The organism is Halomonas sp. (assembly GCF_029263665.1).
In the GTDB taxonomy this organism is placed as follows: Bacteria; Pseudomonadota; Gammaproteobacteria; order Pseudomonadales; family Halomonadaceae; genus Halomonas.
Window position 1 is genome coordinate 71629 of sequence record NZ_JAJUFQ010000011.1, and the last position, 26251, is coordinate 97879.

General features: G+C 57.5%; 24 protein-coding genes. 8 read left to right on the forward strand and 16 right to left on the reverse strand.

Annotated elements, in window-relative coordinates:
- Positions 1-50: 50 nt before the first annotated feature.
- From xylB to Q1K07_RS12585, 13 genes are all read right to left on the reverse strand, one after another.
- Positions 51-1526 carry a xylulokinase gene (gene xylB, locus Q1K07_RS12525; RefSeq protein ID WP_300311288.1) on the reverse strand — a complete coding sequence of 492 codons (1476 nt, stop codon included), beginning with the start codon at positions 1524-1526 and terminating at the stop codon, positions 51-53.
- A 29-nt stretch (positions 1527-1555) separates the two neighbouring features.
- A complete protein-coding gene (locus Q1K07_RS12530) occupies positions 1556-3025 on the reverse strand; it encodes a mannitol dehydrogenase family protein (protein ID WP_300311289.1) in 1470 nt (489 codons plus the stop codon).
- A 30-nt stretch (positions 3026-3055) separates the two neighbouring features.
- Positions 3056-3679, reverse strand: coding sequence for a nucleoside triphosphate hydrolase (locus Q1K07_RS12535; protein WP_300311290.1), 624 nt, complete (start codon positions 3677-3679; stop codon positions 3056-3058).
- 17 nt (positions 3680-3696) lie between these two features.
- Positions 3697-4479, reverse strand: a complete 783-nt coding sequence (locus tag Q1K07_RS12540) for an L-iditol 2-dehydrogenase (RefSeq protein WP_300311291.1) — start codon at positions 4477-4479, stop codon at positions 3697-3699.
- A 51-nt stretch (positions 4480-4530) separates the two neighbouring features.
- Positions 4531-5211, reverse strand: coding sequence for an HAD-IA family hydrolase (locus Q1K07_RS12545; protein WP_300311292.1), 681 nt, complete (start codon positions 5209-5211; stop codon positions 4531-4533).
- 68 nt (positions 5212-5279) lie between these two features.
- Positions 5280-6416, reverse strand: coding sequence for a sn-glycerol-3-phosphate ABC transporter ATP-binding protein UgpC (gene ugpC, locus Q1K07_RS12550; RefSeq protein WP_300311293.1), 1137 nt, complete (start codon positions 6414-6416; stop codon positions 5280-5282).
- Between the two features lie 13 nt (positions 6417-6429).
- Positions 6430-7218: a carbohydrate ABC transporter permease gene (locus Q1K07_RS12555; protein ID WP_300311391.1), complete on the reverse strand. Its 789-nt coding sequence runs from the start codon at positions 7216-7218 to the stop codon at positions 6430-6432.
- Positions 7219-7322: 104 nt separating this feature from the next.
- Positions 7323-8213, reverse strand: coding sequence for a carbohydrate ABC transporter permease (locus tag Q1K07_RS12560; protein WP_300311294.1), 891 nt, complete (start codon positions 8211-8213; stop codon positions 7323-7325).
- Between the two features lie 72 nt (positions 8214-8285).
- Positions 8286-9545 (reverse strand): sugar ABC transporter substrate-binding protein, encoded by a 1260-nt coding sequence (locus Q1K07_RS12565; protein WP_300311393.1) that lies wholly within the window; start codon positions 9543-9545, stop codon positions 8286-8288.
- 433 nt (positions 9546-9978) lie between these two features.
- Positions 9979-10926 carry a sugar-binding transcriptional regulator gene (locus Q1K07_RS12570; protein ID WP_149286424.1) on the reverse strand — a complete coding sequence of 316 codons (948 nt, stop codon included), beginning with the start codon at positions 10924-10926 and terminating at the stop codon, positions 9979-9981.
- Between the two features lie 51 nt (positions 10927-10977).
- Entirely contained in the window at positions 10978-12333 is a 1356-nt protein-coding gene (locus Q1K07_RS12575) for a HAMP domain-containing sensor histidine kinase (protein WP_300311295.1), read from the reverse strand.
- 20 nt (positions 12334-12353) lie between these two features.
- Entirely contained in the window at positions 12354-13028 is a 675-nt protein-coding gene (locus tag Q1K07_RS12580) for a response regulator transcription factor (protein ID WP_149286426.1), read from the reverse strand.
- A 9-nt stretch (positions 13029-13037) separates the two neighbouring features.
- The gene (locus tag Q1K07_RS12585; RefSeq protein WP_300311296.1) at positions 13038-13337 is read right to left on the reverse strand and encodes a PepSY domain-containing protein; all 300 of its coding nucleotides are present in this window, start codon (positions 13335-13337) and stop codon (positions 13038-13040) included.
- A 329-nt stretch (positions 13338-13666) separates the two neighbouring features.
- On the opposite strand from Q1K07_RS12585, the gene Q1K07_RS12590 reads away from it, so the two are divergent.
- From Q1K07_RS12590 to Q1K07_RS12610, 5 genes are all read left to right on the forward strand, one after another.
- Positions 13667-14140 carry a PepSY domain-containing protein gene (locus Q1K07_RS12590; RefSeq protein WP_300311297.1) on the forward strand — a complete coding sequence of 158 codons (474 nt, stop codon included), beginning with the start codon at positions 13667-13669 and terminating at the stop codon, positions 14138-14140.
- On the forward strand, positions 14133-14498 hold the full coding sequence (locus tag Q1K07_RS12595) for a hypothetical protein (RefSeq protein ID WP_300311298.1): 366 nt from the start codon (positions 14133-14135) through the stop codon (positions 14496-14498). Before Q1K07_RS12590 ends, Q1K07_RS12595 begins: the two co-directional genes overlap by 8 nt.
- A gap of 327 nt (positions 14499-14825) precedes the next feature.
- Positions 14826-15296, forward strand: a complete 471-nt coding sequence (locus Q1K07_RS12600; RefSeq protein ID WP_300311299.1) for a PepSY domain-containing protein — start codon at positions 14826-14828, stop codon at positions 15294-15296.
- Between the two features lie 186 nt (positions 15297-15482).
- Positions 15483-16196 carry a carbonic anhydrase gene (locus Q1K07_RS12605; protein ID WP_300311301.1) on the forward strand — a complete coding sequence of 238 codons (714 nt, stop codon included), beginning with the start codon at positions 15483-15485 and terminating at the stop codon, positions 16194-16196.
- A gap of 54 nt (positions 16197-16250) precedes the next feature.
- Positions 16251-17768, forward strand: a complete 1518-nt coding sequence (locus tag Q1K07_RS12610; RefSeq protein WP_300311303.1) for a SulP family inorganic anion transporter — start codon at positions 16251-16253, stop codon at positions 17766-17768.
- Positions 17769-17857: 89 nt separating this feature from the next.
- Here Q1K07_RS12610 and Q1K07_RS12615 read toward each other — a convergent pair whose 3' ends face one another.
- The gene (locus Q1K07_RS12615) at positions 17858-18676 is read right to left on the reverse strand and encodes an ion transporter (protein ID WP_300311305.1); all 819 of its coding nucleotides are present in this window, start codon (positions 18674-18676) and stop codon (positions 17858-17860) included.
- A 201-nt stretch (positions 18677-18877) separates the two neighbouring features.
- Here Q1K07_RS12615 and Q1K07_RS12620 point away from each other — a divergent pair, with 201 nt between their 5' ends.
- The gene (locus tag Q1K07_RS12620; RefSeq protein ID WP_300311307.1) at positions 18878-20938 is read left to right on the forward strand and encodes a TonB-dependent receptor; all 2061 of its coding nucleotides are present in this window, start codon (positions 18878-18880) and stop codon (positions 20936-20938) included.
- Positions 20939-21043: 105 nt separating this feature from the next.
- Here the strand turns inward: Q1K07_RS12620 and Q1K07_RS12625 are convergent, their stop codons facing one another.
- Positions 21044-22342, reverse strand: a complete 1299-nt coding sequence (locus tag Q1K07_RS12625; protein ID WP_300311309.1) for an outer membrane protein transport protein — start codon at positions 22340-22342, stop codon at positions 21044-21046.
- Between the two features lie 335 nt (positions 22343-22677).
- Between Q1K07_RS12625 and Q1K07_RS12630 the strand changes: the two genes are divergently transcribed.
- Positions 22678-23103 (forward strand): MerR family transcriptional regulator, encoded by a 426-nt coding sequence (locus Q1K07_RS12630; protein WP_300311311.1) that lies wholly within the window; start codon positions 22678-22680, stop codon positions 23101-23103.
- On the forward strand, positions 23100-25670 hold the full coding sequence (locus Q1K07_RS12635) for a heavy metal translocating P-type ATPase (protein ID WP_300311313.1): 2571 nt from the start codon (positions 23100-23102) through the stop codon (positions 25668-25670). The genes Q1K07_RS12630 and Q1K07_RS12635 overlap by 4 nt, the downstream gene beginning before the upstream one ends.
- A gap of 101 nt (positions 25671-25771) precedes the next feature.
- Here Q1K07_RS12635 and Q1K07_RS12640 read toward each other — a convergent pair whose 3' ends face one another.
- Positions 25772-26188 (reverse strand): VOC family protein, encoded by a 417-nt coding sequence (locus tag Q1K07_RS12640; protein WP_300311315.1) that lies wholly within the window; start codon positions 26186-26188, stop codon positions 25772-25774.
- Between the last annotated feature and the right edge of the window lie 63 nt (positions 26189-26251).

Consider the following 26251-nt stretch of genomic DNA (forward strand, 5'->3'; position numbering starts at 1 on the left):
ACTCTCCTCATTACAGACTCACTCACCGAGGCGACCATCTTTCTTAATTTTCACACAACACCATACAGTCGGTTCTGGGTGTCAAGATAACCCTTGAAGGCTTCCTCGTAGGCTTCGCCGTTGCGAGAGTCAGGATCCACTTGAGCCGCACCATCCAGATGAACCAGCTGCTCGCACAGGGCATCAAGCTCACCGACACCCGCGCACCATGCCGCTTGAATGGCAGCACCAAGCGCCGCCGCATCCGTCACCGTGGGACACACCACCTGGGATTGCGTGACATCGGCAACGATCTGGCGCCAGGCAGCGCTTTTGGCCCCTCCTCCGATAAGGCGAATCTGACTGACCTGAGAGGCCAAGGGGCCAAGCAGCTCCAGGCCATAGCGCAGGCCAAAGGTCGCCCCCTCGACCACCGCGCGGCACAGGTTCTCCGGGGTTGTGTTGACGCTGGTCAGGCCGTGGAACGAAGCAGAGGCCTCCGGCAATGTCGGTACCCGCTCACCATTGAAGAAGGGTAATACCGTGACGCCACCAGCACCAATGCGCGACGCTTCTATCGCGGCATTGAAGGCGACGATATCAAGCCCGAACAGTTCTCGTACCTTGGTCGTCGCCGAGGTGACATTCATCGTACAGATCAGTGGCAACCAGCCGGTGTGACTGGCACAGAAGTTGGCTACCTGCGCATCTGCCTCGACAGAGGCTGAGGAATGAGCGCACACCGTTCCGGAAGTGCCCAGGCTCATGGTCACCATGCCCGGCGCGATATTACCGGTGCCAATGGCTCCGAGCATGTTGTCGCCACCGCCACTGGACACCACGACTCCATCACGCAGGCCAAGCTCCCGTGCCAGCTCGGGACGAACATGTCCTGCCGCTTGTCGAGAATCGATCAGGCGGGGCAACACCCGGTCCGGATCAAGCTCCGGCGCGATCATGGAAAAGACCTGATGATGCCAGCCACGTTTTCGGGTATCGAAGTATCCCGTGCCCGAAGCATCACCGGCTTCGGCCACCTTCTCGCCGGTCAGCCAGAGGTTGAGATAATCGTGGGGCAACAACAGGCTATTGATACGGGCATAGGCATCTGCCTGGTGTTGACGTAACCATGCCACCTTGGAAGCGGTATAACCGGTCTGCAGCACCAGACCAAGCTTGTCCAGACAGCCGGCTTCTCCGCCCAGAGCTTCCTTTAGCGCCTCATTCTGTACATGCGTTTCGGTGTCGCACCATAGCTTGGCGGGGTATAGCGGCTGGTCATTGGCATCCAGGGCTACCATGCCATGCTGTTGGCCCGACACACCGATGCCACGGATGTCCCCCGCTTTCACACCGGCACGTTGCAGCGCCTCATGAAACGCGCCGAGAAAAGCCCTTATCCATTCTTCAGGACGTTGTTCCCGGCGCCCATTGTCTCCTTCGACAAGCTGGTGAGGCCGACTGCTCTCCCCCAGCAAACGACCGGCATCCACATCCACCACCACCACCTTGGTGCTTTGGGTTCCGCAATCCACTCCCACGTACATGCGCTTATCGCCCTCTCGAAGAGTTTCCGTCAGACAAATGATTCAAGGGTAGCTCGAACCCCCCTTGCATGCAGGGATTCCAATGTATCGAGATAGGCAGAGACGAAACGTGGGTCGTCCACAAGGTCTCCGAACAGCTCGCGGTTTTCGATAAAGGCCGTCGGCCTGCGACGATTTTCGCCAGCAATGGTCATCAGCGAATCCTTCAGCCGATCAACCACTTCGATGGGTTCTCCAGCCTCATCGACACCTTCAGCATAACGCGCCCAACTGGCCACTACCGCGGCAGAGCGCCTGATGTCACCGCCATGCTCCAGTTGATGACGTATGACGGGCACCAGCCATTTGGGGATACGATCAGAACTCTCGGCACAAAGACGTGCCAGGGTATCCTTGATTTCCGGGTTGGCAAAACGCTCGATCAAGGTCAGGCAATACTGCTCCAGATCGACGCCTGGCACCGGCTCCAGGGTTGGACTGCCTTCCTCTCTCATATAGCCCAACAGGAAATCGACGAACAATGCATCCTGGCAGACCTCATGAGCATAACGATATCCAGCCAGATACCCGAAATAGCACAAGGCCTGATGACTGGCATTGAGCAAGCGTAATTTCATCAGCTCATAGGGCATGACATCCGTCACGACCTGCACACCCACCTTATCAAGCTCCGGGCGGCCTGAAACGAAGTTATCCTCCAGTACCCATTGGCTGAAGGGTTCGCACACCACAGGCCAGGCATCCTCGATGTTGAAACGTTGCTGGAGCTCGGCGATGTCGTTGGGCGTCGTGACCGGAGTGATGCGGTCGACCATGGAATTGGGGAAAGGCACATGATACTTGATCCACTGCGCCAGCTCTGGATCCCTCGCCTGGGCAAAGGCGCCGAACATCGCACCAGCCACCTCTCCGTTGCCTTGGATATTGTCACAGGACATCACGGTAAAAGGCGCGATCTCTCGTTCGCGACGACGACGCAACGCTTCAACCACCAGACCAAAGCTGGTGCGAGAAGACTCCGGATGACGCAAGTCGTGCTGAACATCAGCGTTATCCAGGTCGAATTCTCCCGTGACGGGATGAAAGTTGTACCCGCCTTCCGTCACGGTGAGTGAGACGATGCGAATGTCAGGGGCCGCCATGGCCTCAATGACGGCTTCCGGGTCATCCGGGGCAAACAGATAGTCAAGCATGGCGCCCATTACCCGAGGCTCGTAGCTGCCATCCGGGTGCTTGACCACGAGGGTATAGAGATAGTCCTGGCGACTCAGGGCATCACGCATGCGGCTATCTCCAGGCATCACGCCTACGCCGATAATGCCCCAGTCCCGGGCCAGGCCTTGTTCCATCAGGGTATCCACATACATGGCCTGGTGAGCGCGATGAAACCCACCGACACCAATATGCACGATGCCCGGCGTAATATGGTCACGATCATAGCCTGGGCGAGCCACACGCACGTCAAGCTGGCCCAGCGTCGCTTGGCTGAGTCGAGTCATGGCAAAGTCTCCCGATATATTGAAGCGTTATCAGTCCCAGACCAGATCGGCAGCTGCCGAGCAAGCCTTGATCAGCCGGGCATTGAGCATGTCCTTGTCGCGTGTCTTGGCGATGGCTCCTGCCTGATCCTGGCCCATGCCCAGCCAGCGCTGGATCAGGCGCTGCTCAAGCACTTCGTCATCGACATGGAGAAACAGGCTGAAATCGAAATAATCCCGCAACGCAGGCCAAGGACCTTCTTCCAGCAACAGGTAATTGCCTTCGACGATGAGAATTCGCTGACAAGGGGTGATCACACGCCCCCCGGCACGCGCCAGGTCCAGGGGCCGGTCGAATACCGGCACAGCCACATCACAGTCCGCCGGCCTGAGCCGAGCCAGATCGTGGCACAAGCCCGCTGCATCAAAGGTCTCCGGCGCTCCCTTGACGGGCAGTAGCCCCATGGGCTCAAGGACAGCATTGTCGTAGTGGTAACCATCCATCGGCACCACCGCCGCCACTCCGGGCCTGCGTTCATTGATGGCGCGTTCCAGCCAGGCTGAGCGATAGGACTTTCCGGCACCGGGAGGCCCTGCCAGGGCAACGATATAACGCTTGCGCCCTTCAGCCGCTGCAATCAGCCGTTCAGCGACACTGTCGATGGAAAGATTCATGCAAGGACTCTCCGTTTTCAGCTCATCCAGTTGCCGCCATCGACATTGAGCGTCTGCGCGACCACATAATCGCTGTCGCCACTGGCCAGAAACACGGCCGCACCGGCATGATCCTCAGGGCGCCCCATGCGTCCCATGGGGACTGCCTCACCGACCAGACGCTTCTTCTCGCCCAGGGGGCGCTGCTCGTACTTGGCAAACAGGGCATCAACCTCCTCCCACATGGGAGTATCCACCACCCCGGGAGCAATGCCGTTGACGCGAATACCGTGCTTGACCAGATCAAGCCCTGCAGATTGCGTCAGGCTGATCACTGCTGCCTTGGTCGCACAGTAGGTACTGACTAGAGCCTCTCCTCGCCGCCCTGCCTGGGACGCCATATTGATGATGCGTCCTGCGCGTTTCTGTTCGACCATGGACTTGGCCACCGCCTGCAAGGTAAAGAACAGGCCTTTGACGTTGACGGCGAACTGACGGTCGAAGCTGCTTTCCTCGACGTCCAGCACAGGGGCCATATCAAAGACAGCCGCATTATTGACCAGCACATCGATGCCACCGAACTTCGCTGTCACCTCTGTCACCATGGCATCGATGGAAGCCCGGTCACAGACATCCAGTCGCACCCCCAGCACCCGATCTCCACCATCCAGATGCATGATGGCTTCTTCTATGGCGGCAGTATCGATATCTGCCACCACGACCCGGGCGCCCTCCTGAAGATAACGCTCGGCAATGGCCAGGCCGATACCTCTCGCACCTCCTGTAATCACCGCCACCTGATTGTCCAGCCTAGCTGTCATGCTGTTTGCTCCTGTTGGCAAAGGCTTCATTCAAAGGATTACAAGGTCGCATCAAGCCTTGAGCCGTTGTTCACTGCGCCAGTCCTCCACCAGCCCGGGTAGCTCCGCCATGCGCTGCATGACTCGCCATACCCCGAGCTCGCTCAGCCTGTCGGCCTGTCCTGCCGGTACATGGCTGGCACCGATAAAGCCGATCACCGTCATGCCTGCAGCCCGCGCGGCTCGGGCTCCGGATACCGAGTCCTCGACGACCAAGCAGTTTCCCGGCATGACACCAAGCGTCTCTGCCGCCAGCTGATAGACCGCCGGATCGGGCTTGGGACGCTCGACCTGTTCCGCGCAGAAAATCGGCGCGCCCTGCAAGACGCGATCCAGCCCGGTCTTGGACAGGGATGCCACCACTCGGCAACGACGGCTGTTGGAAACTACCGCCTTGGGCAGATCCACAACCGTTATCGCTGCCGCGGCACCCTCGATGGCATCGAGCTCCTGGGCCAAGCGCGCTTCAATTTCATCATCGAGCAGTGCCAACGCCGCCTGGGGCAATGCATGGGCGCTAAGCGCCTCGAGCCCCAGCAGAATGGCCTCGGTCGTCTGGCCAAGCGCCTGGGCCAGGGCCTGTTCCACATCAACATCTGGCAACCACTCACTGAGGCGTTCGATCAGAGTCGCTTCGGCGATCACCTCGCTATCGACCAGTACGCCATCACAGTCAAAGATCAAGGTCTGCATGGGCGTTCCTTCTTGTAGATGGATTCGATCCAGTTCCAATGTCCAGGCCTTCGAGGTTGGCGCATCATTCAGGCCTTTGACTCAGCACGATTGTCCTGGCGCGTCAGCGATGCCAGGGGATGACGTTCAAGGCTTTCCAGGGCCAGGCCATCGGCGTCGAACAGGTGAGCGCGCGAGGCTGCGAAGCCGAATCGAATATCATCGCCAACACGATGGGCCACATCGCCATCCACCATCAGGGTGACCAGCTGACCCTCGGTCTCTACATACAGCGACGTCTGGCCGCCCAGGCGTTCAATGACGCTGATTCGGCCACTGAGCGCCCCCTGCTCGTCCAGCTCAAGGTGTTCCGGACGGATGCCCAGTTCCATGGCGGCATCGCGGGCAATGCCTTCGCCATTGGCTGGCACGCATACGTTCCCTCCGCCCGGCAGGCGAACCTCGACCCCGGCGGCACCAACGCCTTCGGCGACCGCGGGCAGGAAGTTCATCTTCGGCGAGCCGATGAAACCGGCAACAAAACGATTGCGGGGATGGTGATAGAGTTCCATGGGCGACCCTACCTGCTCGACGACACCGCCCTGCAGGACCACGATCTTGTCCGCCATGGTCATGGCTTCGATCTGGTCGTGGGTGACATAGATCATGGTGGCCTTGAGCTCTTCATGCAGTCGCGCCAGCTCTATGCGCATCTGTACACGCAGCGCAGCATCCAGGTTGGATAGTGGCTCATCGAACAGGAAAATGCTGGGATTGCGCACGATCGCACGACCAATGGCCACACGCTGACGCTGACCACCGGACAGGGCCTTGGGTTTGCGTTCGAGCAATGGTTCGAGCTGAAGGATCCTGGCGGCTTCCAGCACCTTCGAGCGGCGCTCTTCCTTCGATACACCGGCCAGCTTGAGGCTGAAGCCCATGTTGTCCTCCACCGTCATATGCGGATAGAGGGCGTAGCTCTGAAATACCATGGCCAAACCACGTTCAGCCGGCCCCAGCTCATTGATGCGCTGACCATCGATCAGCAGGTCTCCGGAGCTAGTACTTTCCAGGCCGGCTATCATGCGCAGCAGGGTCGACTTGCCACAGCCAGAAGGGCCGACGAACACCACGAATTCCTGGTCCTTGACCTCCAGGTCGACACCCTTGATGACCTGGGTGTCGCCAAAGTTCTTGACCACATTGTTGAGAGTGAGAGTTGCCATCTTGTTCGTCCCCTTATTTCACAGCACCGAAGGTCAGACCACGCACCATCTGTTTCTGGGTCAGCCAGCCGAAGATCAGAATCGGCGCAATGGCCATGGTCGACGCAGCAGACAGCTTGGCCCAGAACAAGCCCTCGGGACTTGAGAAGGAAGCGATGTAGGCGGTCAGCGGGGCCGCATTGGAAGTAGTGAGATTGAGGCTCCAGAACGCCTCGTTCCAACTGAGGATCACCGACAGCAGGCCGGTGGAGGCAATGCCGGGCAGCGTCAGTGGCAAGAGCAGGTACCACACCTCCTGCAGGGTGCCGGCACCATCCATTCGTCCTGCCTCGAGGATGTCCTTGGGCAAATCCTTGAAGAAGGTATAAAGCATCCATACCACGATCGGCAGGTTCATCAGGGTATAGACAATGATCAGCCCCGTACGCGTATCAAGCAGGCCTACATCACGGAAGATCAGGTAAATCGGTACCAGGACACCCACCGAAGGCAGCATCTTGGTGGAAAGCATCCACAGCAACGTGCCCTTGGTACGCTTGGTCGGCAGGAATGCCATGGCATAGGCCGATGGAATGGCAATCAACAGTGCCAGCAACGTGGAGCCAAAGGACACCGCGACGCTGTTGAGCGCGAACTTGAGGTAGTCCGCACGCCCCTGAACGGCGGCATAACTTTCCAGCGTCGGGCTGAAGATCAGCGTCGGATCCGCCACCGCATCCGTCTCGGTCTTGAAGCCGGTGATGATCATCCAGAAGATCGGAAAGAAGATCAGCAGCGCCACTGCCCAGCCCAGCAGAGCCATCCCCACCTTGCGCCAGCGCTGAGCGCGAGCCACATCACCGATACTGACGTGGGCAGGAGCGACGGCGGTCTTGGCAGTTGTCGTCGTATTCATTGATATCACCCTCAATTTTCCAAGTTCTTGGCCACCATGCGGACCAGGAAGATGGCGACGATATTGGCCAGGATGATGGCGATCACCCCGCCGGCAGAAGCGGTGCCCACGTCGAAGTCGAGCAGCGCACGAATGTAGATGAGATAGGCCAGGTTGGTGGTGGCCAGGCCCGGGCCGCCCGAGGTGGTGACGAATATCTCGGCGAAGATGGTCAGCAGGAAGATCATCTCGATCATGATCACCACACTGATGGCCCGCTTGAGATGCGGCAGAGTGATATAGAAGAAGATCGCCAGAGGTCCCGCACCATCCATGCGCGCTGCCTCGACCTGATCATCATCCAGAGACTGCATGGCGGTCAGCAGGATCAACAGGGCAAAAGGCAGCCATTGCCAGGCGACGATGATGATCACCGACGTCAGCGGCAGGCTGGAGAACCAGTCGATCACCGGCAACCCGAGGCTCTTGGACAGCCAGGCCAGCACCCCGTTGGAGGGATGCATCATCATGTTCTTCCACACCAGGGCACTGACCGTCGGCATGACGAAGAAGGGAGATATCGCCAGCACTCGGGCAATGCCCCTGCCCATGAATTCCTGCTGGAACAGTACCGCCAGCAGGGTCCCTCCGACCACGGTGATGGCCAGTACCCAGCCTACCAGCAGCAGCGTCGTGCCCATGGCCGACCACAACGCTGGATCGGTGAGCAGGAATTCATAGTTTTCCAGCCCGGCGAAACCGCCCATGCCAGGCATCAGCAGGTTGTAGCGCTGCAACGAGAACCACAGCGTCATCGCCAGCGGCACTATCATCCACAGAAACAGTAAGGTGACCGCAGGCGCCTGAAGCGAGAGAGTACGCAACCCTCCGACAGTGCGGCCGGAAGCTCGTGTCTTGATCATGGGAAGTCACTCACAGGGAAGTGGGGTATGGCGGCGGGCGAAATAGCACCGCCTGCCGCTCAGCAGTCTGGACTACTTGATATAGCCAGCCCGCTTCATGTTGCGTTCAGTCGCCCCCTGGACTTGATCCAGAGCTTGCTCCACGGGCATGTCTCCGGCCAGCGCCGCGGCGATCATCTGTCCTACCTGAGTGCCGATCGCCTGGAACTCGGGAATAGCGACGAACTGCACCCCGACATAAGGGTTCGGTTCCAAGGTGGAATCATTGGGATCCGCGTTGCGGATGGCATCCAGCACGAAACTGGCAAAAGGCGCAGCCTCCTGATACGCAGGGTTCTCGTAAGTGCTTTCCCGAGTGCCAGGTGGCACGCTGGTCCAGCCCTTGGTCTCACCGACCAGCTTCACGTAATCCTGAGAGGTAGCCCAGGTAATGAAGGTCTGGGCAGCTTCCTTGTGCTCGGAAGAGGCAGGAATGGCAAGCGACCAGGACCACAACCAGTGGGATCCCTTGGGCGTTTCGGCTACCGGAGCAGGTGCGAAACCCAGCTGCTCGGCGACCTCTGACGCATTCGCATCATACAAACGCCCTGCAGCAGAGGTGGCATCGACCCATATGGCGCAGTTGCCACGAGAAAACAGCGCAAGGTTCTCGTTGAAGCCGTTGGAAGTGGCGCCGGGGGGGCCATAGTTCTGCATCAGGTCGACATAGAAGGAGATAGCCTCCTTCCAGGCTTCGCTGTTGATCTCCGGATTCCAGTCCATGTCGAACCAGCGACCACCATAGGTATTCACCAACGTGGACAGGAAGGCCATGTTCTCGCCCCAGCCGGGTTTGCCACGCAGGCAAATACCCGCCATGTCATTATCCGGGTCGTTGAGCTGCTCGGCCCAGCCACGCACCTGCTCCCAGGTCGGTTGTTCGGGTACCTCGATACCGGCTTGCTCGAACAGATCCTTGCGGTAATACATCATCGAACTTTCAGCATAGAACGGTAAGGCATAGAGCGTGTCTTCGTGGCTCAGGCCATCTCGTACCGGCTTGATCAGATCGTCAACCTGATACTCTTCCGGGAGGTTCTCCAGCGGCTCCAGCCAGCCACGTTCGCCCCAGATCGGCACTTCATAGGTACCGATGGTCATCACATCGAACTGGCCACCCTGGGTTGCGATATCCGTGGTCATACGCTGGCGCAGTACATTCTCTTCCAGCACCACCCAATCCAGTGTGATATCAGGGTGCGCCTTTTCGAACTCCTGGGTCAGCCCCTGCATGATGATCATGTCATTGTTGTTGACCGTCGCAACCGTGATGGTTTCGGCTTGGGCCGCCATCGCACCTAGTGAGGCAATCCCTGCCAAAAATACCTGCGATGTCGCTGGCCTCCGCCAGAAAGGTTTTCCTGCGAGATGGGTAAGGCTTGGCAGGGAATGGTTCATGGCGCGCTCCTGATCGTATGGTCGTCAAGCGAGATTGTTGTTGTGAAGCTGACAGCTGCGAAGTTGACAGCCGTGAAGTTGACAAAAGAGTAGCAACCCAGGCGCCAACCGTTGTTCAAGCATCAATAATTGTTCAAACATCCATCATGAGTTAAACATCCACAACTGATCAAACACATCAGCGAATGATCAAATGATCGGACAAGGCGCCAAAAAACGCAAAGCCAATACACTTAGACTTTAGGAGCAGCCCTGGAAACGCCAGGGGTTATGGCATCTGAACGGAACGACGATATCTGAACAGAACGAGGATATCTGAACAAAGCAACTATAGATGATCGACCACAAAGCGTGCGGCATGCTCATCGGTGATCAAGCCATTGAGCCAGCCTCCACGCAAGGCCGCGAGAATGCCTGGCCCCTTTTCACGCCCGCCAGCCAGGGCAACCACAGGCAGATCGTGGAACATGGGTAACGGTAGACTGGTCACTCGTCGGGTGATGGAGCAGTCAATGACTTCGCCATTGGCATTCATGGGCCACCCCAGCAATTCGCCCACCGCATCAAGCGCCAACAACTCTTTCAGCTCATCTGCGCTGATGAAGTGATCCTGAAACAGCGTCGCTTGGGGATCGATACGCCCGACGCCAATAAAGGCCGCTGCAGCCTGTGTCGCCACATTACCAATGGCGCGAAACAGAGGCTGAGACAGCAATGATTCCTTTTCCTCCACCGAGGTGGCCACGACTGGAGTAGGCAACAGAAAACGCTCGCCACCCGTCTTGTCCGCTGCCACCATGACACCGTCATAACGGTTGGCTGAACCATCGCGGGCAACGTTCCCCACCAGGGAAACGAAACGGTGCTGAGGACGATCGATGCGACTGAGAGCCTCGGCAGTCGCTCTGATGGACCGCCCGGTACCCAGGGATAGCGTCTGAGGTTCGCTACGTTCGATGAACTTCGAGAGGCGCTCGGCTCCTGCGACGGCCAGGTACGGTGTGGTATCGGCAGCACCGGTGGCTGCCGGTACCACATCACAATAATCGAGCCCGAAGCGCGTGCGGATCGCTTGGGAAAGCGCCGTGCAATGGGCAATGGGGTGATCGATATGGACCTTGATCAGCCCTTCCTGGCGCGCCAGGGCAAGCAGACGTTGGACCCCCGGGCGGGATACCCCCAGCTGTGCGGCAATATCATCCTGTGTACAACCACCAACATAGGACAACCAGGCTGCCCGAGCTGCCTGATCCAATTTGACTTCGAACTTGTCCACACCACGCCTCACTGCCAATCGTACGTCGCTGCATCATCGCAAGGTCTGCGCTCATGCACAACGCGCTCCTGGCAACCATACCTCTACGGAAAGCCCGCCGAGACTGGCCTCTCCCAAGGCCAGGCAACCACCATACAGCGTCACCAGATCTTCGACGATGGCCAGCCCCAGTCCGCTGCCAGGACGTTTCTCATCCAGGCGAACCCCTCGGGCCAGCACAGCCTGGCGTTGCTCCTCAGTCATCCCCGGGCCATCATCTTCCAGCAACAGGCAGGCGCCATCGCCTTGCAGACGAAAACTCAACTCAACCCGACCGGAAGCCCAGTCAAGGGCATTCTCAAGCAGGTTGCCTGTCAGTTCCTGAAGGTCCTGAGGATCGACACGCAGCATCAGACCAGGAAGGAAGTTCCGCTCCAGATGCTTTCCGCGACGCTCTGCCAGGCGCGCAAGTCCACCCACGACCGGGGCTAACACCTTTTCGACGTCGATACTGGCGGTCAACGCGGCACTTCCTGCTGCACTCGCCCGGGCCAGATGATGGCGCACTGCGGCATCAATGCGAGAGACCTCTTCCCGTACCTGGCGCCGTGCCGCTTCAGGCAGACGGTCAGCCTGAGCCTGAAGCACGCTGACCGGCGTCTTGAGTGCATGTGCCAAGTTGCCAGCTGCCGCGCGCCCGCGTTCGATCAGGCGACGGTCATGATCAAGCACTTCATTCATGGTCGTCGCCAGTTCGCCCAGCTCACCTGGCAATTGGGTTTCAAGGCGTTCACGGTCCCCCGACTTCACCGCAGCAAGGTCGTCATGCAACGCACGTAACGGTGCAAGCCCCCAGCGAATCTGCAACACCAGGCCACTCAGCAGCAAGACACTCAGGGCTACCAGCGATAACCATAGCAGCCATTCAAAACGGGCCATTTCGGCAGTCAGTTCCCGGCGAGTCACTGCCAGGCTGACATGCACTGGCTTCTTCTGCCCTGGCACCAGCAATGTCTGTTCCACCATACGCAGTGACTGCCCGCGCGGACCTTTGATCGTCCTCCAGCTAACTCCGGAGGTACGTCCCAGTGGCAATCTCTGATCCCATAACGACCGAGAGGTGCGAGTAAAGGCGTCACCATCACTGACCTGCCAGTACCAGCCGGAATAGACCTGCTCGAAGCGGGAGTCGGCCATGCGGTCGTTGAGGGTAAGGGCTCCGGTGGCAGGATCCAACTCGAAGGAGGCCAACAGCACCTTGTGCATGGAAGCCAATCGCTCATCGAACGAAGCCGAAGCAGACTCACGAAAGCTGAACGACAGTCCCAGGCCAACGATGGGCACAATCACCAGTACCAGGACGATGGAGGCAACGATCAAGCGCCGTGCTAGGGTCCAGTTACCAGCCCTGGCGGACACTTTTCGCATGGAAATACGCTTGGACACACTCACCCTGCCGCAGAATCAACAGCCACCAGGCGGTAGCCTTGGCCGCGCAATGTCTGGATACGTTCACCTCCCAGCTTGCGCCGGAGGCGACTGATCTGCACATCGATGACATTCGAATCCGGCTCATGGTCACGGTCATAGACATGCTCGGACAACTCGGCACGGCTGACGACACGCTCCTGGGCATGCATCAGATAGGCCAGCAGGCGGGACTCCTGGGCAGTCAGCGTCACCGGGCGCCCGGCCAAGGTGACACTGCCCGTATGCGTATCGAAATTGAGGTCTCCCGCACTGAGCACTGGATGAGCATGGCCATGGCTACGGCGAACCAGGGCACGCAGGCGGAACAGCACTTCAGCCGTCTCGAAGGGTTTGGTCACATAATCATCGGCGCCGGCGGAAAAGCCCGCCGCCTTGTCCGACCAGCGCTCCCTGGCAGTAAGCACCAGCACCGGAAGATCGATGCCATCCTCACGCCATTGGGATAACCAGCGGGTGCCATCACCGTCAGGCAGGCCAAGATCAAGCACCACCGCATCGTAACGCTCAGTGCGCAACAGAAAGTCTCCATCCCCGCCTGTAGCAGCCAGTTCCACCAGCAGCCCGCCATCCTTGAGCGATTCAGCCAAGGCTTCGCCTAGCGCCTGATCATCCTCTATCAACAAGATCTTCATCGGCTTTCCTTATTGATTGGCTCCTGGGGCTGTCTTTTGCATCTCCCGGATGCCGACGCCTTCGATGCCGATAAGATCGCCGCTGACAGCATCAAATTCAAACTCCACAATCTGCCCGTTCGGTCCAACCATCTCGACTTCGTAGGTGATCTCACCGTCATCGCGCTCCAGCTCTACCTCAAGCACCTGGCCTTCGTAATGCGCTTCCAGCCAGTCGAGTATCTGAGGCAGTCCCACCAGATGGCCATCCGCCACCTGTTGGTGGAGGTCCTTCCATTCATCTGCGTCATCGTCATCGATATGGAGCATGACATCGGAGTCATTCCGGCTTTCTGTTGTGGAATCACTCGTCACTTCTTCACTGACTGAATGTGCTTCCTGACCAGTGCCTGCAGGACTCATGACCACCCAGCTGACAGCCCACAGAACCGCAAGCAAGCACACAGCAACGGTAGTTCGAACCAGTATTTTCATAGCATGTAGTGTCGCCCAGCCAAGATGAATGAAGCATGAATATCACTGTCAGCTTAGTGACAGGTCGACTCTGAGAGGATGGCCTCATTCGCCCAATAGTGCACGCCTCAACAGTGCACACCACAGGCGACCCATATGTAGCAGGCCCCAGAGGGAGTAGCACTATGAAAAAGACGTTGAGTTACAGCCTTGCCGCCCTGACGCTCTCCGGCACAGTGAGCACCGCTGCCCTGGCGGATGACAAAGGCATCTCCCGGGAAGAGTTGAACCGTCTGTTGCAGAGTGCCAGCGACTATGGATTCACCAATTACGACGAACTCGGTGTCGACGACGGCCAGTTCGAGATCGAAGGCTGGCGCAAGGACGGCTGGAGGCTCGACGTCGATATGGCACTCAATGACGGCAATCTCCTGCGAGAGCAGCAGCGTCAGAGCCAGATTCCTGACTGGAGTCTGAGCGGCGATGAAGTCAGCAAGGCTCTGGACAGAGCACAGAACGAAGGCCTGGAGCTTATCGTCGGTCTCGACGCCAATCAATCCCATATCGAAGTGGACGGTTACGGTACGGACCACCAGGAAATCGAGATACACCTGAACCGCGACACATTCGAAGTTGCTGGAGTCGAATACGATGATTAATGAAGAACGTTTCACTCACGCTGATGAATACCGCGAGAACAGCGCTTGGCACCAGGCCAAGCGTTGGCAGGAAAAAGTTCGCCAGTCGACTCGTCCCATGAGGCGACCTGGTGTCCTCCGAATGACATTGGCCTGGATTGCCTGTCTGTTCACTTTGCTGGTCGCGGGGATACTGGGGCTGATTTTCTCCCTGATTGGCCTGGCCCTGATACCGCTGATTCGCCACCGAGTGAAACGCCGCATGGAGAATCTGCGGGCAGAACAGGCCGAGGATGTCACCCCTGGATATTCCTCCCGGCCATCTTCAAATCACTCGTCTCAGGTATGGGAAGGCCAATATGAGATCAAGCATCCCTGATGCACTCGGATATGGCCTCGCCATACAGCTGAATATCATTAATTGATACTGGGAAGACTCACTTCCGTAGCAGACATCGCTCGCTGCGGGAGTGGCCCTGAAAAGCCAGAAGCTCCATATATCCGGGATATTGTTTGTTATTCCATATAAGGTATCGTTTTGCTGAAATGCTCCTGGAGTTAATGAAACATTAATGCAAATGTCAGTTTTCCTGAAAAAGGGAATGCCACACTATCAAGAAGCCATGCTACCAACACATATCATGAGCAATAAAACATAAACGAAGGAATGTAGCAGCCAGACTCGCTGACACAAGGATATGTCATCATGAATAAAATCCTGGCCACTGGGCTTATCGCCCTGACCCTATCGATTTCCACTATGGCGAATGCCGACAGCAGTGCCAGCCGCGCTGATATTGAACACCTGTTACAGGATGCCAAGAGCTACGGTTTCACGCGTTTCGAAGAACTTGAAGTTGATGATGAAGATCGTTTCGACGTGGAAGGCTGGCGAGAGGATGGCTGGCATCTGGATATCGACCTGTCACTGAGTGACAGCCGCATATTGAAAGAGCAACAGCGCAAGAGCGAGACCCCCGAATGGAGCCTGAGTCAGGATGAAGTCATTCAGGCCCTGGATGCTGCCCAGCAATCTGAACTGGATGAAATTTCATCTATAGAAGTTGATTGCACAGGCCGTATAGAAGTCGAAGGATACAATTCTCAACATCAGGAAATCGAATTGTACATTGATAGAAATACCTTTGACGTCATCGGAGTCGATAAAGACGTATAGTCGTATCCAATAGTTATAAGGATACGACTATTTTTTTATATACACCAAGAACAACAACTATCGTAAGCACCATCAACTTATCGCGACCATATAACCTCTGACGAGTGGCATATTGAGAGGGAATCTTCGCTGTCACATTCGTCATGACCAATATCGCCACATCCACCAATGAAAGGAAGCATGACAATGCAAGATCATGAACGGAATCCAATCGACGAATCTCGCAACGCTGACGCAGCTCTGCAGGATATCATTCAGGGCTTTCAGAGCTTTCGCCAGAATGTCTATCCGCAACAACAGACACTCTTCAAGCGCCTGGCCAAGGCACAGCAACCACACGTCATGGTCATTACCTGTGCCGACTCACGTATCGCACTGGAACTGATCACCCAAAGCGCACCCGGTACCCTGTTCGTTACACGCAACGTCGGCAATGTCGTCCCGCCTTATGGCCAAATGAATGGTGGAGTATCCACCGCTATCGAGTACGCCGTGCTCAGCCTGGGTGTGAAACACATCATCATCTGTGGTCATTCCGACTGTGGTGCGATGAAAGCCGTGCTCAATCCAACCAGCCTTGACGGCATGCCGACCGTCAAGGCCTGGTTGCGTCATACCGAAGTCGCTCGCAGCGTGGTAGAGACCAACTGCGGTTGCGCGGACCACGACACCCTGGGCGTGTTGACCGAAGAAAACGTCGTAGCTCAGCTCGACCATCTACGCACCCACCCATCTGTCGCTGCTCGCCTGGCCAGTGGCCAGCTCAACATCCACGGCTGGGTGTATGACATAGAAAGCTGCACCATCCGCGCCTATGACGCAGCCAAACGCCGCTTCCTGCCATTGGATGGCAACGAAGTTCCTTCTGCGACACCGCAGCCACGTTATGCCAATGCCTGAAACTCTGCGCAATCACCGTAGCCCCTGACATTCATCGGCTCTGGAGAAAGCCTCATGAAGATGTTTCGCACTCTACCGCAAGACGCAATGGCCTCTGTCGTGGTCTTTCTTGTTGCACTCCCTCTGTGCATGGGCATTGCCATCGCTTCGGGCATGCCCCCAGCCAAGGGCCTGATCACCGGTATCATTGGTGGACTCATCGTCGGTTTCCTTTCTGGCTCACCTCTACAGGTCAGTGGACCGGCAGCCGGTCTCGCCGTGTTGGTATTCGAACTGGTTCGCACCTATGGCATGGCAGTCCTCGGCCCTGTGCTGCTATTGGCAGGATTCATTCAACTACTGGCTGGCCTGTTGCGCCTGGGAGGCTGGTTCCGGGTCACGGCCCCGGCTGTGGTATCCGGCATGCTGGCAGGTATCGGTATCCTCATCGTGCTATCCCAGCTCCATGTGATGTTCGATGCAGCTCCCCTGGCGTCTGGCCTGGATAACCTGCTCGCCTTTCCTGGAGCGCTGATGGAAGCTTTCAGTTTGACTGGTAAAGGCAGTGCACTTGCGGGATTGGTCGGTATTGGCACGATCGCCAGCATATGGCTATGGGAGCGTTATCGCCCCAAGGCTTTGCGTTTCTTGCCCGGGGCACTGGTCGGCGTTAGCTTGGCGACACTGTTCAGCCTATGGCTGGCACTGCCGATCAAGCGTGTAGAATTGCCTGCCAACCTGGGTGATGCCATCGACTGGATTACCCCACAGGGCCTTGGCAGCCTGGCCGACCCACAATTGCTGGTTGCCGCTCTAGCTCTCGCCTTCATCGCCAGCGCCGAGACATTGCTGTCGGCAGCTGCCGTCGACCGAATGCATTCTGGACCACGTTCACAGTTCAATCGTGAACTCTCGGCGCAGGGCATCGGCAATATGCTGTGTGGCGCCTTGGGTGCCTTGCCGATGACCGGCGTCATCGTGCGCAGCTCAGCCAATGTCCAGGCAGGTGCACGCAGTCGGACCTCTGCCATTCTCCACGGCCTCTGGCTACTGGCGCTGGTTTCCTTGTTACCCAGCGTGTTGCAGAGCATCCCTATCGCCAGCCTTGGCGGTGTGCTGGTCTACACCGGATTCAAGCTGGTCGACCCCAAGGCGATTCGCAACCTTGGCCAGTATGGGCGTATCCCCCCACTGATCTATGTCGCGACAGCACTATGCATCGTTGCGACTGATCTGCTGACCGGGGTACTGGTAGGCTTTGCACTGACCTTGCTGAAGCTGTTGTGGAGCGCTTCGAAGATCCACACCAGGCTGATAACGACGGATGCCAACCGGGCCGAACTGCACCTGAGCGGCACAGCCACTTTCCTGCGTGTGCCACGTCTGGCCAAGGTCCTTGCCGATATCGAACCGAGCACTCACTTGCGCATCTGCATGGATCAGCTCCATTACATTGACCATGCCAGCATAGAGCTTCTCGAAGACTGGGGGCGCTCTGCCCGCACCCAAGGAGGCAGCCTGGAGATTGTCGGTGAACAAGAGCTGAAACATCGTGTCGAGGGTCGGCAAAGGGCAGCACTGGCGCAACCCTGACAGATGTCGTTTCAGTGTGTGTCGTACTAACGATGGCCCGGGCAGTGATGCCCGGGCCATTGCGTGTTATCACTGAGACTTGCCGACTGTCAGGTGTCGTCTTCTTCCTTGCCTGCAGGCAAGCGCACTGCTGCCTCTCTTGCTAATGCCCGGTCTTCTTCCCTGCCACCTCGCTGCACAGCCAGTTCATCACGCAGCAAGGACACTTCCTGACGCAACTCGATAATTTCCTTGTAAAGCTCCCGCATCATCTGGCGGTTGGCCCGGTGCAAGCGCCCACTTTCATCTTCCTGTTCATCCACGAACAACGAACCAACATAAGCAGCAAAGCTACCGAACAATCCGACTCCCGCAACCATCAGCATGATGGCCACGACCCGACCCAGGGTGGTGACAGGGTAGTAATCGCCATATCCCACCGTCGTCACGGTGACAATGGACCACCAGATTGCCTCCTCGGCCGTGTTGATGGAGCTTCCTGGATTCGGTCCCTCGACCAGCAGAATCACCGTGGAACCGATGATGATCAGTACAATCGACGCCGAGGCGACAGAGGCAAAGATGCCCTTGGCCTTGTTGCGAAACAGCAGCTCCCAGATCGCATGCATCGACTTGAATGCCCGCAGCAACCGGATGACCTGAATGACCCTCAACGCACGCCCGGCATAGAAATAGCCCACAGGGATGCTCGCCAGCAGATCGATCCACCCCCAGCGCATGAAACGCCACTTGCTCTCGGCGGCCCGAAAACGAACCACAAAATCAGCAAAAAAGAAGATGCAGACCAATACATCCAGCTTGTCGATCAGCCTATCGATTTCTTCCGGTAGCTCATATAAAGACTGAACCACCATGGCGCCGATGACATAAATGGACAACAGCACGATCAGCAACTGAAACAGGCTCAAGCGTTCATGTTTCATGGAATAAGATAATTTTTAGTGGCAGCAAGTCTTCGACATTATGCCAAGTATCCTCGACTGCCTAGCGACTTTTAGTTGATCATTCCGCTATAGCATTTACTGCGTGGGCGATATTGAGTGGAGGATAATATGCATCTTTTCTAGAATGCGCTGACATTCTCTGCTTGCCCTCATGAAAGGATGCTCATGCCCCGCCCGCTCATCACTCTAGTGGCTCCCGCCATTGTCCTGGGTTCCTCTCACACCCTGGCACAGGCACTTCCCGACCATGCCACCGAGCTGACACCCGTCACGGTCGAAGCATCACGCCTGTATCGCGAACTCTACACCACCCCCATGGCCGTATCCGAAGTCGATGAACAGGCCATCAGCCAGGGCCAGCAACGGGTTCGTCTCGATGAATCCCTGGCTCTGGTGCCAGGTTTGTTCATTCAGAATCGTGATAATTTCGCTCAAGGGCAGCGGGTTTCCATTCGGGGTTTTGGTGCCCGGGCCCCTTTTGGTGTGCGTGGTATCACCATCCTGATGGATGGCATTCCCTATACTTTGCCTGACGGCCAGGCTCAACTGGATGCCATCGATCTGGACAGTGCACGCCAGATCGAAGTGATCCGTGGTCCCGCGGCAGTACAGTACGGTAACGCAGCAGGGGGCGTGGTCTCTGTGACAACCGCAGATGGTCGGGGGGAAGGCCCTTCTACCACGCGACTGCATGCCAGCGGAGGTAGTGACGGCTATGCAAAGCTGGCCGTACAGAATGGTGGCGAAAATGGTCCCTGGTCCCACCACATCAGTGCCTCCTGGCTACAACTCGATGGTTATCGGGACCACAGCCGGGTCGAGAAGGCACTGTTTGATGCCAAGTTGCGCTATCAGTTGGATGCCGACCGAGCCGTAGGCCTTACCCTCAACCTGCTCGATAACCCTGTTGCCGAAGATCCTGGTGGCCTGACCCGAGAGCAGGCTGACGACGATCCGCGTCAGGCTGGCCGTTTTACCAAGGACTATGATACTGGCCAGACGGTCGATCAGCAGGTGATTGGGCTGCATTATGAAGACTTGGCCTTCGGCCCTGGAGCGCTCTATCTACGAGGCTTCACCAGTTGGCGAGACTTTGAGCAACAACTGCCCTACCCCGGTGACAGCTTGATCGACTACAAGCGCAACTACTATGGCGGCAGCGCAGAGTACCACCAGCGTCTGCACCTGGGTGAGCGACCGCTGGATGTCATGTTCGGCATGGACGTTGCCCACCAGGAAGACGACCGCCACCGTCGTGAGATCGCCTTCGATGGCAGTGACCTGGGAGAAGTTGCCAACGAGACTCAGAGCGCCGACTCGCTGGGGCTTTTCGCCCAGGGAGACCTGGCCTTGAGTGATGCCTGGACATTATCGCTGGGAGGACGCTTCGATCATGTCGAGCTGGAAGTGGACGACGACTATCAGGACGACGGCGACCAGAGCGGCAAGCGCACCTTCGATGAAACCAACGGCAGCCTGGGCATCAGTTATCGCTACCTGCCTTATCATCAGCTATACGCCAATACCAGTACGGCATTCGAAACCCCTACCTTCTCCGAATTCGCCAACCCTGATGGCACCGGCGGTTTCAATCCAGATATCGAGCCACAACGCGCCTGGAGCAGAGAGTTGGGGGCCCGGGGCAGCCTGGGTGGTCTGGATTACGACGTGGCCCTGTTCTCCATTGACGTCAAGGATGAGCTGGTCCCCTATGAAGGCAGCAGCGGCCGCACTTTCTATGACAATGCTGGCGATACGTCTCGTGATGGTATCGAAGTCGCACTAGGCTGGCAGCCACTGGATAGCCTGCGCCTGGACTCGGCCCTGACACTGGCGCGCTATCGCTTCGATCATGTGTCCGGCTCCGACCTCGATGGCAAGCGTCTGCCCGGCTTGCCGGAGACCACCTGGAATACCCAACTGACCTGGTTTGGCCAAGGCAGCGGTGCCGCACGCCGCTTTGCCACTCTGGAAACCCAGTATGTCGGTGACATGGTGGCTGACAATGCCAATCAGGTGGATGTCGACGACTACTGGCTGGTCAACCTGCGAGCCGGAGACGGCTGGCGTCTGTCTTCCGGTAACGTTGTGTCCGGCTACATCGGGATTCGCAACCTGTTCGATGAAGCTTACTACGCCAACGTCCGCATCAACGCCAATAATGATCGCTACTTCGAACCAGCTCCTGACCGCTCCTTTTATGCAGGTCTGGAGTTGACCTTCTAGATCTTCTAGACCCTCCGTATCTTCCGGAAACGACAGTGGTTCGCCACAAACGATAAAACCCTCTGCGAAAGAGGGTTTTATCTTCAACCAGCGATTCGGCCAGAATCAGAAACGATAAGTGACCTGGGCACCAAAGCCATGGGCAGAGTTGTCGTAATCTGCCTTGTAGCTGCCACGCAACGGATCTTCCTGGGACAGCTCGGCGCTACTCTCGTCGAGATAGGTGTAGGCCACATCCACCGTCAGGTTCTGGACCGGTGTCCATCCCGCGCCAAGAGAATAGATCATACGATCACCGGACGGCACACGAACGGTACGGTCTTCATCTCGAATGGGCGATTCATCATAGGCCACGCCACCACGGAACACCCACTGGTCGTTTGCCTTGTAGCTGGCACCCACGGCATATTGCATGCTGTCCTTATAGTTCTGGACTTCTTCAATCTGGCGAATGTCATTCTTGACCACCAGTTCATCGAAGCTACTCCACTCGACCCGTGTCACACCGCCCATCAGCGTCCACTTGTCGTTCAACTCGTGGGTCACCGACAGATCCCAAGTGGCCGGCAGGCTTACCCCGAGGGAAGCATCTGTACTCAGTGAAGCCGAAACGGGAATCGTGCCGAGAACGGGATGGTCATATGGGACAACCTGATTCTCGAAGGAGGCATCCCCCTCGAGGTCGTAATCCACCTCGGAGTGATAGGCAAGGCCGAATGTCGTGCGCTCCCAGGGCTTGTACATCAGACCCCAGGTAAAGCCCCAGGCTTCATCGTCACCATCAACCACCACTCGGCCATCCCCAGCTACCGAGGTACTGCCATCCGGGTTCACGACGGTAGCACCACCAGGCGTACGGGAGCCCAGCTTGCCTTCAATACGGTTGTAGGTCACGCCGAAACCAGCAGATACCTGATCACTGAACTTGATCGAGATGGTCGGCTGAATAGTGGCAACCTCAACATGGCTGTAATCGCCAAAGTAGCGCCCCTGGAAGTCTGACTCGTAGTCGGTAATCAAGCCGAAAGGCGCATAAACCCCCAGGCCGAAGTGCAGATGGTCATTGATTGGTTGTACGTAATACGCAAAGGGAATCGCCTTGTCCGGCACCATATCGCCGTCATTGTTGCCGGTGGCAGTGCCAGAAGCATTATCGATATCCGAACTCGGCATCAGATAGGCCACACCACCCGTGATCTGGGCCTCATCGAGGAAGGACATCCCCGCTGGGTTGCCATAGACGATAGAAGCATCATTGACCGTCGAAGCACGTCCGGCGAATGAGGTGCCCTGTCCACTGACGCTCTGCTCGTTCAACTGAAAGGCGCCAGCCATGGCCTGGGAGGAAACAGCGGTGGCAGCCGCTGCGATGGCGAGGGTGAGAGGTTTGAACTTGTTGTGCATTATCTCGACGTCCTATATCAGCAAGCTGGTCGTTATCGTGTTGTTCAACCGCGCACCCGCTCCACAGGTTACGGCTTGTAATGAGTGTTTGCGATAGACGTGGAGAGTTCAAGGGCAAACGTTCGTTTGAAACCCATATTTGCTCATACTTTGGTCAAACGCCACACCACCTTTCATTAAATTCAAATAGTTACCGACATTCATATATTAAATCATGCTGATAAAAAAACGCCTTGACCTTTGTGTTACTCAAAGGTTTTACACTGCACCTTGTATCCACACTTCTCATCAACGCGTTTCTCATCAATACATTCCTCAATAAAGAGGAGAGGTAGATGAAAGTCAGTGAACTCGCACGCCAGGCCGGCGTGACTGCTGAAACAGTACGTCACTACACCCGAGAAGGATTGCTGGCACCAAGCCGAGATCCTGGTAATGGCTATCACCACTATGACCGCCAGGACCTGGAACGCCTCGACTTCATCCAGCGTGCCCGGACCCTGGGCTTCAGCTTGTCCGAAATCCACGACATCCTCGATCACGCCGCCCATGGTGACTCGCCTTGCCCCATGGTGCGAGATCTGCTGGCCGCCCGCCTACCTCAGATCCGCCGCCGTATTCGTGAGCTTGAGGAACTGGCCTCGCGCATGGAGCAGGCCATGAAAAACTGGGAAAAGATGCCCGACGGTGTTCCCGATGGACATAGCCTTTGCCGCTTGATCGAAAGCGTGCCGACGCCGTCACAGGAGGAAGACGCATGAATGCACCAGCCCCCAAGATTCGTCATGTCCCGGGAATGAGCTGCCAAGGCTGCGTCGGTCGGATGCGCAAGGCCATCACTGCTGCCGATGACTCTGCCTTGGTGGAGGGCATGCCTGACACCAGGCGTCTGGAGGTCGCAACGCAGTTATCCGATGATCAGCTCGATGCGATCCTGCGTGACGCTGGCTACCCTGCTGAAGGTGTTGATTACCCCGTCGAAGAAGATGATGGAGGTGCTGCTGAGGTCATGTCCGAGGCAGACAGCTCTTTGCCGTCGCCGTCAGGCAAGGGACAATTCCAGCAGAAATTGAGTGAGACCGCCTCTTCCACCCAGCGCCTGTCGATTCAGGGAATGACCTGCGCCAGCTGTGTTGCCAGTGTGCAAAAGGCACTGTCCGCTGTTCCTGGGGTAGAAAAAGCCGAGGTCAACTTCGCATCCCATAGCGCCCGGGTACGCGGCTCTGCCGACAGTGGCGCCTTGATACAGGCGGTAGAGGCGACCGGTTACAGTGCAGAGCCCATCGTCGATCTGCGCCAGGCAGAGCAACGTCGCGTCGAGCATAACCAACGTGAATATCAGCGCATGCTGCGTGGTAGTCTGCTGTCTCTGGCCCTGGCCATACCTCTGATGATCAGCATGCTGCTGTATCACCCCGCTCCCATTGGCATGGCACGTATTGGCTGGGGAGCAGTCGGTCTGGCCACACTGGCCATCCTGGCTGGCCCCGGCAGACATTTTTTCACCAATGCCTGGAAAGCTGCCCGCCATCACCAGGCCAATATGGATACCCTGATTGCCATTGGCACCGGGGCCGCCTGGCTGTATTCCATGGCCGTGGTGGTTGCAGCTCCCTGGCTGCCGAAGATGGCCCATGGTCTCTATTTCGAAGCCTCTGCCATGATCATTGGCCTGGTTCTTCTGGGTCATGCCCTGGAGCTCAAGGCGAAAGGCAAGACATCAGAAGCCCTGCACCGCCTGCTTGACCTTCAGAGCCAGAGCGCTCGCGTCGTACGCAATGGCAAGGAAATCGATCTGCCTATCGACGATGTCACGGAAGGTGACATGGTTCGAGTACGCCCAGGGGAGCGTCTGCCCGTTGATGGCGAAGTGGTCGAAGGGCAAAGCCATATCGATGAGTCCATGCTCACTGGTGAGCCCTTGGCTGTGTTGCGCAGCCCTGGCGACGAGGTCAACGCAGGCACTGTCAATGGCCGAGGGTCCCTACTCTATCGGGCGACACGCGTGGGTGCCGATACTCGCCTCGGGCGCATCACCGAGCAGGTCGCCACGGCCCAGGGTTCCAAGCCTCCGATTGGCAACCTGGCAGACCGGGTGTCGGCCGTGTTCGTACCCAGCGTGATGATTCTGGCGGTACTGACCGCCCTGGCCTGGTATCACTTCGGGCCCGAACCACGGGTCATTCATATGCTGGTCACAGCGACCACTGTCCTGATCATTGCCTGTCCCTGTGCCCTGGGCCTGGCGACCCCCTTATCTACCATGATTGGTGTGGGCAAGGCCGCCGAGCATGGAGTGCTGATACGTTCTGGCGATGCACTGCAGACGGCCAGCCGGATCACGACCCTGGTGGTCGACAAGACCGGTACCCTCACCGAGGGTAAACCTCAAGTCACCGACAGCCGTATTGTGCAAGGAAACGAGCGTGAGCTGCTGAGCCTGGTTACCGCCTTGGAAAGTCGCTCCGAGCACCCCCTTGGCGAAGCGTTGATCCAGCACGCAACGAACATCCTTGGCGGGACAGCTACTGCATCAGAGATCAGTGACTTTCAGAGTGTAACCGGACGAGGCGTGACCGCTCGGGACAGCGCGGGACACGCCTTGGCCTTGGGTAATGAGCGCCTGATACAGGATGCTGGCGCCAACCTGGCCGCCCTTGGTGAAGACCGTGAGCGCTGGGAATCCCAGGCTCGCAGCCTGGTCTACCTGGCTATTGATGGACAACTGGCAGCCGCCTTTGCCATTCAGGATCCGCTGCGTGCCGACAGCCAGGAAGCGATTTCCCGACTACAGAAGGAAGGCCTCAAGGTCGTCATGCTGACGGGAGATAACGCCGCTACTGCACAAGCCATCGGTGCCCAGGTCGGTATCGACATGATCAAGGCCGACCTGACGCCAGAAGACAAGCACAGCGAAATCGAGCGTCTGCAGCGTAACGGAGAAGTGGTCGGCATGGTCGGCGATGGTATCAATGACGCTCCGGCACTGGCCCGGGCCGATGTCGGCTTCGCCGTGGCTCAAGGCAGTGATGTCGCCATCGAAAGTGCTGGCATTACCCTGATGCGCTCCTCCCTTCATGGCATTGCGGATGCCATTGAGATCAGCCGGGCAACACTATCCAATATCAAGCAGAACCTGTGGGGAGCCCTGGGCTACAACACCTTGTGCATACCTATTGCAGCGGGGGTGCTCTACCCGTTCACTGGCATGCTGTTGTCACCCGTGATTGCTGGAGCGGCCATGTCACTGTCATCGGTTACCGTGGTCGGTAACGCCAACCGCCTGCGTCTGGCACGCATCGGCCAACGCACGGAGGGAAACTCATGAGCCTGATCATTACCCTTGCCGGATTTGGCTTGATTGCCCTGATCGTCTGGTGGTTCTGGCTGAGCCATTGATAGGGGAAAGCCGGGCTTTATCTGGAAAGCCTAATAGTTTGGCCAGATACCCGGCGTAGCCAACTCCAACAGATGCCCGTCGGGATCACGAAAATACAGACTCTCACCGCCCTTGGACCAATGGGTGCGCCCTTCGATGGTCACGCCATGAGCGGTGAGGGCCTGCTCCCAGTCCTGCAGGCCATCTGCATCGATGGAAAACGCCATATGCACCGGCCCATTACCATCATGAGGTGGAATCGTCCCCCTCTCCTGGGGCAGGACAACGGTTTCCCGGGTTTCTCCTTCCAGGAAAAGCAGCAGTACGGAGGGCCCTACCTCATAGGCAGTGAAGCGATGATCTGCAGTAAAGGGAGACAGGCCCATCACTTCCTCGAAAAAAGCGCGAGCACGAGACATATCTGCTACATAGAGCGCCGTTTCCAGCACGGCATTAAGTTGAGGCATGGTCGCCTCCTCTGCGCCAGCAATGATGAAATCTTTACCTGCATGTCCACAGCTTAGGCCATA

Excerpts from the sequence above, each read along its gene's own strand:
- xylB (WP_300311288.1), bottom strand. The coding sequence starts at position 1,526 with ATGTACGTGGGAGTGGATTGCGGAACCCAAAGCACCAAGGTGGTGGTG.
- Q1K07_RS12530 (WP_300311289.1), bottom strand. The coding sequence starts at position 3,025 with ATGACTCGACTCAGCCAAGCGACGCTGGGCCAGCTTGACGTGCGTGTG.
- Q1K07_RS12535 (WP_300311290.1), bottom strand. The coding sequence starts at position 3,679 with ATGAATCTTTCCATCGACAGTGTCGCTGAACGGCTGATTGCAGCGGCT.
- Q1K07_RS12540 (WP_300311291.1), bottom strand. The coding sequence starts at position 4,479 with ATGACAGCTAGGCTGGACAATCAGGTGGCGGTGATTACAGGAGGTGCG.
- Q1K07_RS12545 (WP_300311292.1), bottom strand. The coding sequence starts at position 5,211 with ATGCAGACCTTGATCTTTGACTGTGATGGCGTACTGGTCGATAGCGAG.
- ugpC (WP_300311293.1), bottom strand. The coding sequence starts at position 6,416 with ATGGCAACTCTCACTCTCAACAATGTGGTCAAGAACTTTGGCGACACC.
- Q1K07_RS12555 (WP_300311391.1), bottom strand. The coding sequence starts at position 7,218 with ATGGCTCTGCTGGGCTGGGCAGTGGCGCTGCTGATCTTCTTTCCGATC.
- Q1K07_RS12560 (WP_300311294.1), bottom strand. The coding sequence starts at position 8,213 with ATGATCAAGACACGAGCTTCCGGCCGCACTGTCGGAGGGTTGCGTACT.
- Q1K07_RS12565 (WP_300311393.1), bottom strand. The coding sequence starts at position 9,545 with ATGGCGGCCCAAGCCGAAACCATCACGGTTGCGACGGTCAACAACAAT.
- Q1K07_RS12575 (WP_300311295.1), bottom strand. The coding sequence starts at position 12,333 with ATGCGAAAAGTGTCCGCCAGGGCTGGTAACTGGACCCTAGCACGGCGC.
- Q1K07_RS12580 (WP_149286426.1), bottom strand. The coding sequence starts at position 13,028 with ATGAAGATCTTGTTGATAGAGGATGATCAGGCGCTAGGCGAAGCCTTG.
- Q1K07_RS12585 (WP_300311296.1), bottom strand. The coding sequence starts at position 13,337 with ATGCTCCATATCGATGACGATGACGCAGATGAATGGAAGGACCTCCAC.
- Q1K07_RS12590 (WP_300311297.1), top strand. The coding sequence starts at position 13,667 with ATGAAAAAGACGTTGAGTTACAGCCTTGCCGCCCTGACGCTCTCCGGC.
- Q1K07_RS12595 (WP_300311298.1), top strand. The coding sequence starts at position 14,133 with ATGATTAATGAAGAACGTTTCACTCACGCTGATGAATACCGCGAGAAC.
- Q1K07_RS12600 (WP_300311299.1), top strand. The coding sequence starts at position 14,826 with ATGAATAAAATCCTGGCCACTGGGCTTATCGCCCTGACCCTATCGATT.
- Q1K07_RS12605 (WP_300311301.1), top strand. The coding sequence starts at position 15,483 with ATGCAAGATCATGAACGGAATCCAATCGACGAATCTCGCAACGCTGAC.
- Q1K07_RS12610 (WP_300311303.1), top strand. The coding sequence starts at position 16,251 with ATGAAGATGTTTCGCACTCTACCGCAAGACGCAATGGCCTCTGTCGTG.
- Q1K07_RS12620 (WP_300311307.1), top strand. The coding sequence starts at position 18,878 with ATGCCCCGCCCGCTCATCACTCTAGTGGCTCCCGCCATTGTCCTGGGT.
- Q1K07_RS12625 (WP_300311309.1), bottom strand. The coding sequence starts at position 22,342 with ATGCACAACAAGTTCAAACCTCTCACCCTCGCCATCGCAGCGGCTGCC.
- Q1K07_RS12630 (WP_300311311.1), top strand. The coding sequence starts at position 22,678 with ATGAAAGTCAGTGAACTCGCACGCCAGGCCGGCGTGACTGCTGAAACA.
- Q1K07_RS12635 (WP_300311313.1), top strand. The coding sequence starts at position 23,100 with ATGAATGCACCAGCCCCCAAGATTCGTCATGTCCCGGGAATGAGCTGC.
- Q1K07_RS12640 (WP_300311315.1), bottom strand. The coding sequence starts at position 26,188 with ATGCCTCAACTTAATGCCGTGCTGGAAACGGCGCTCTATGTAGCAGAT.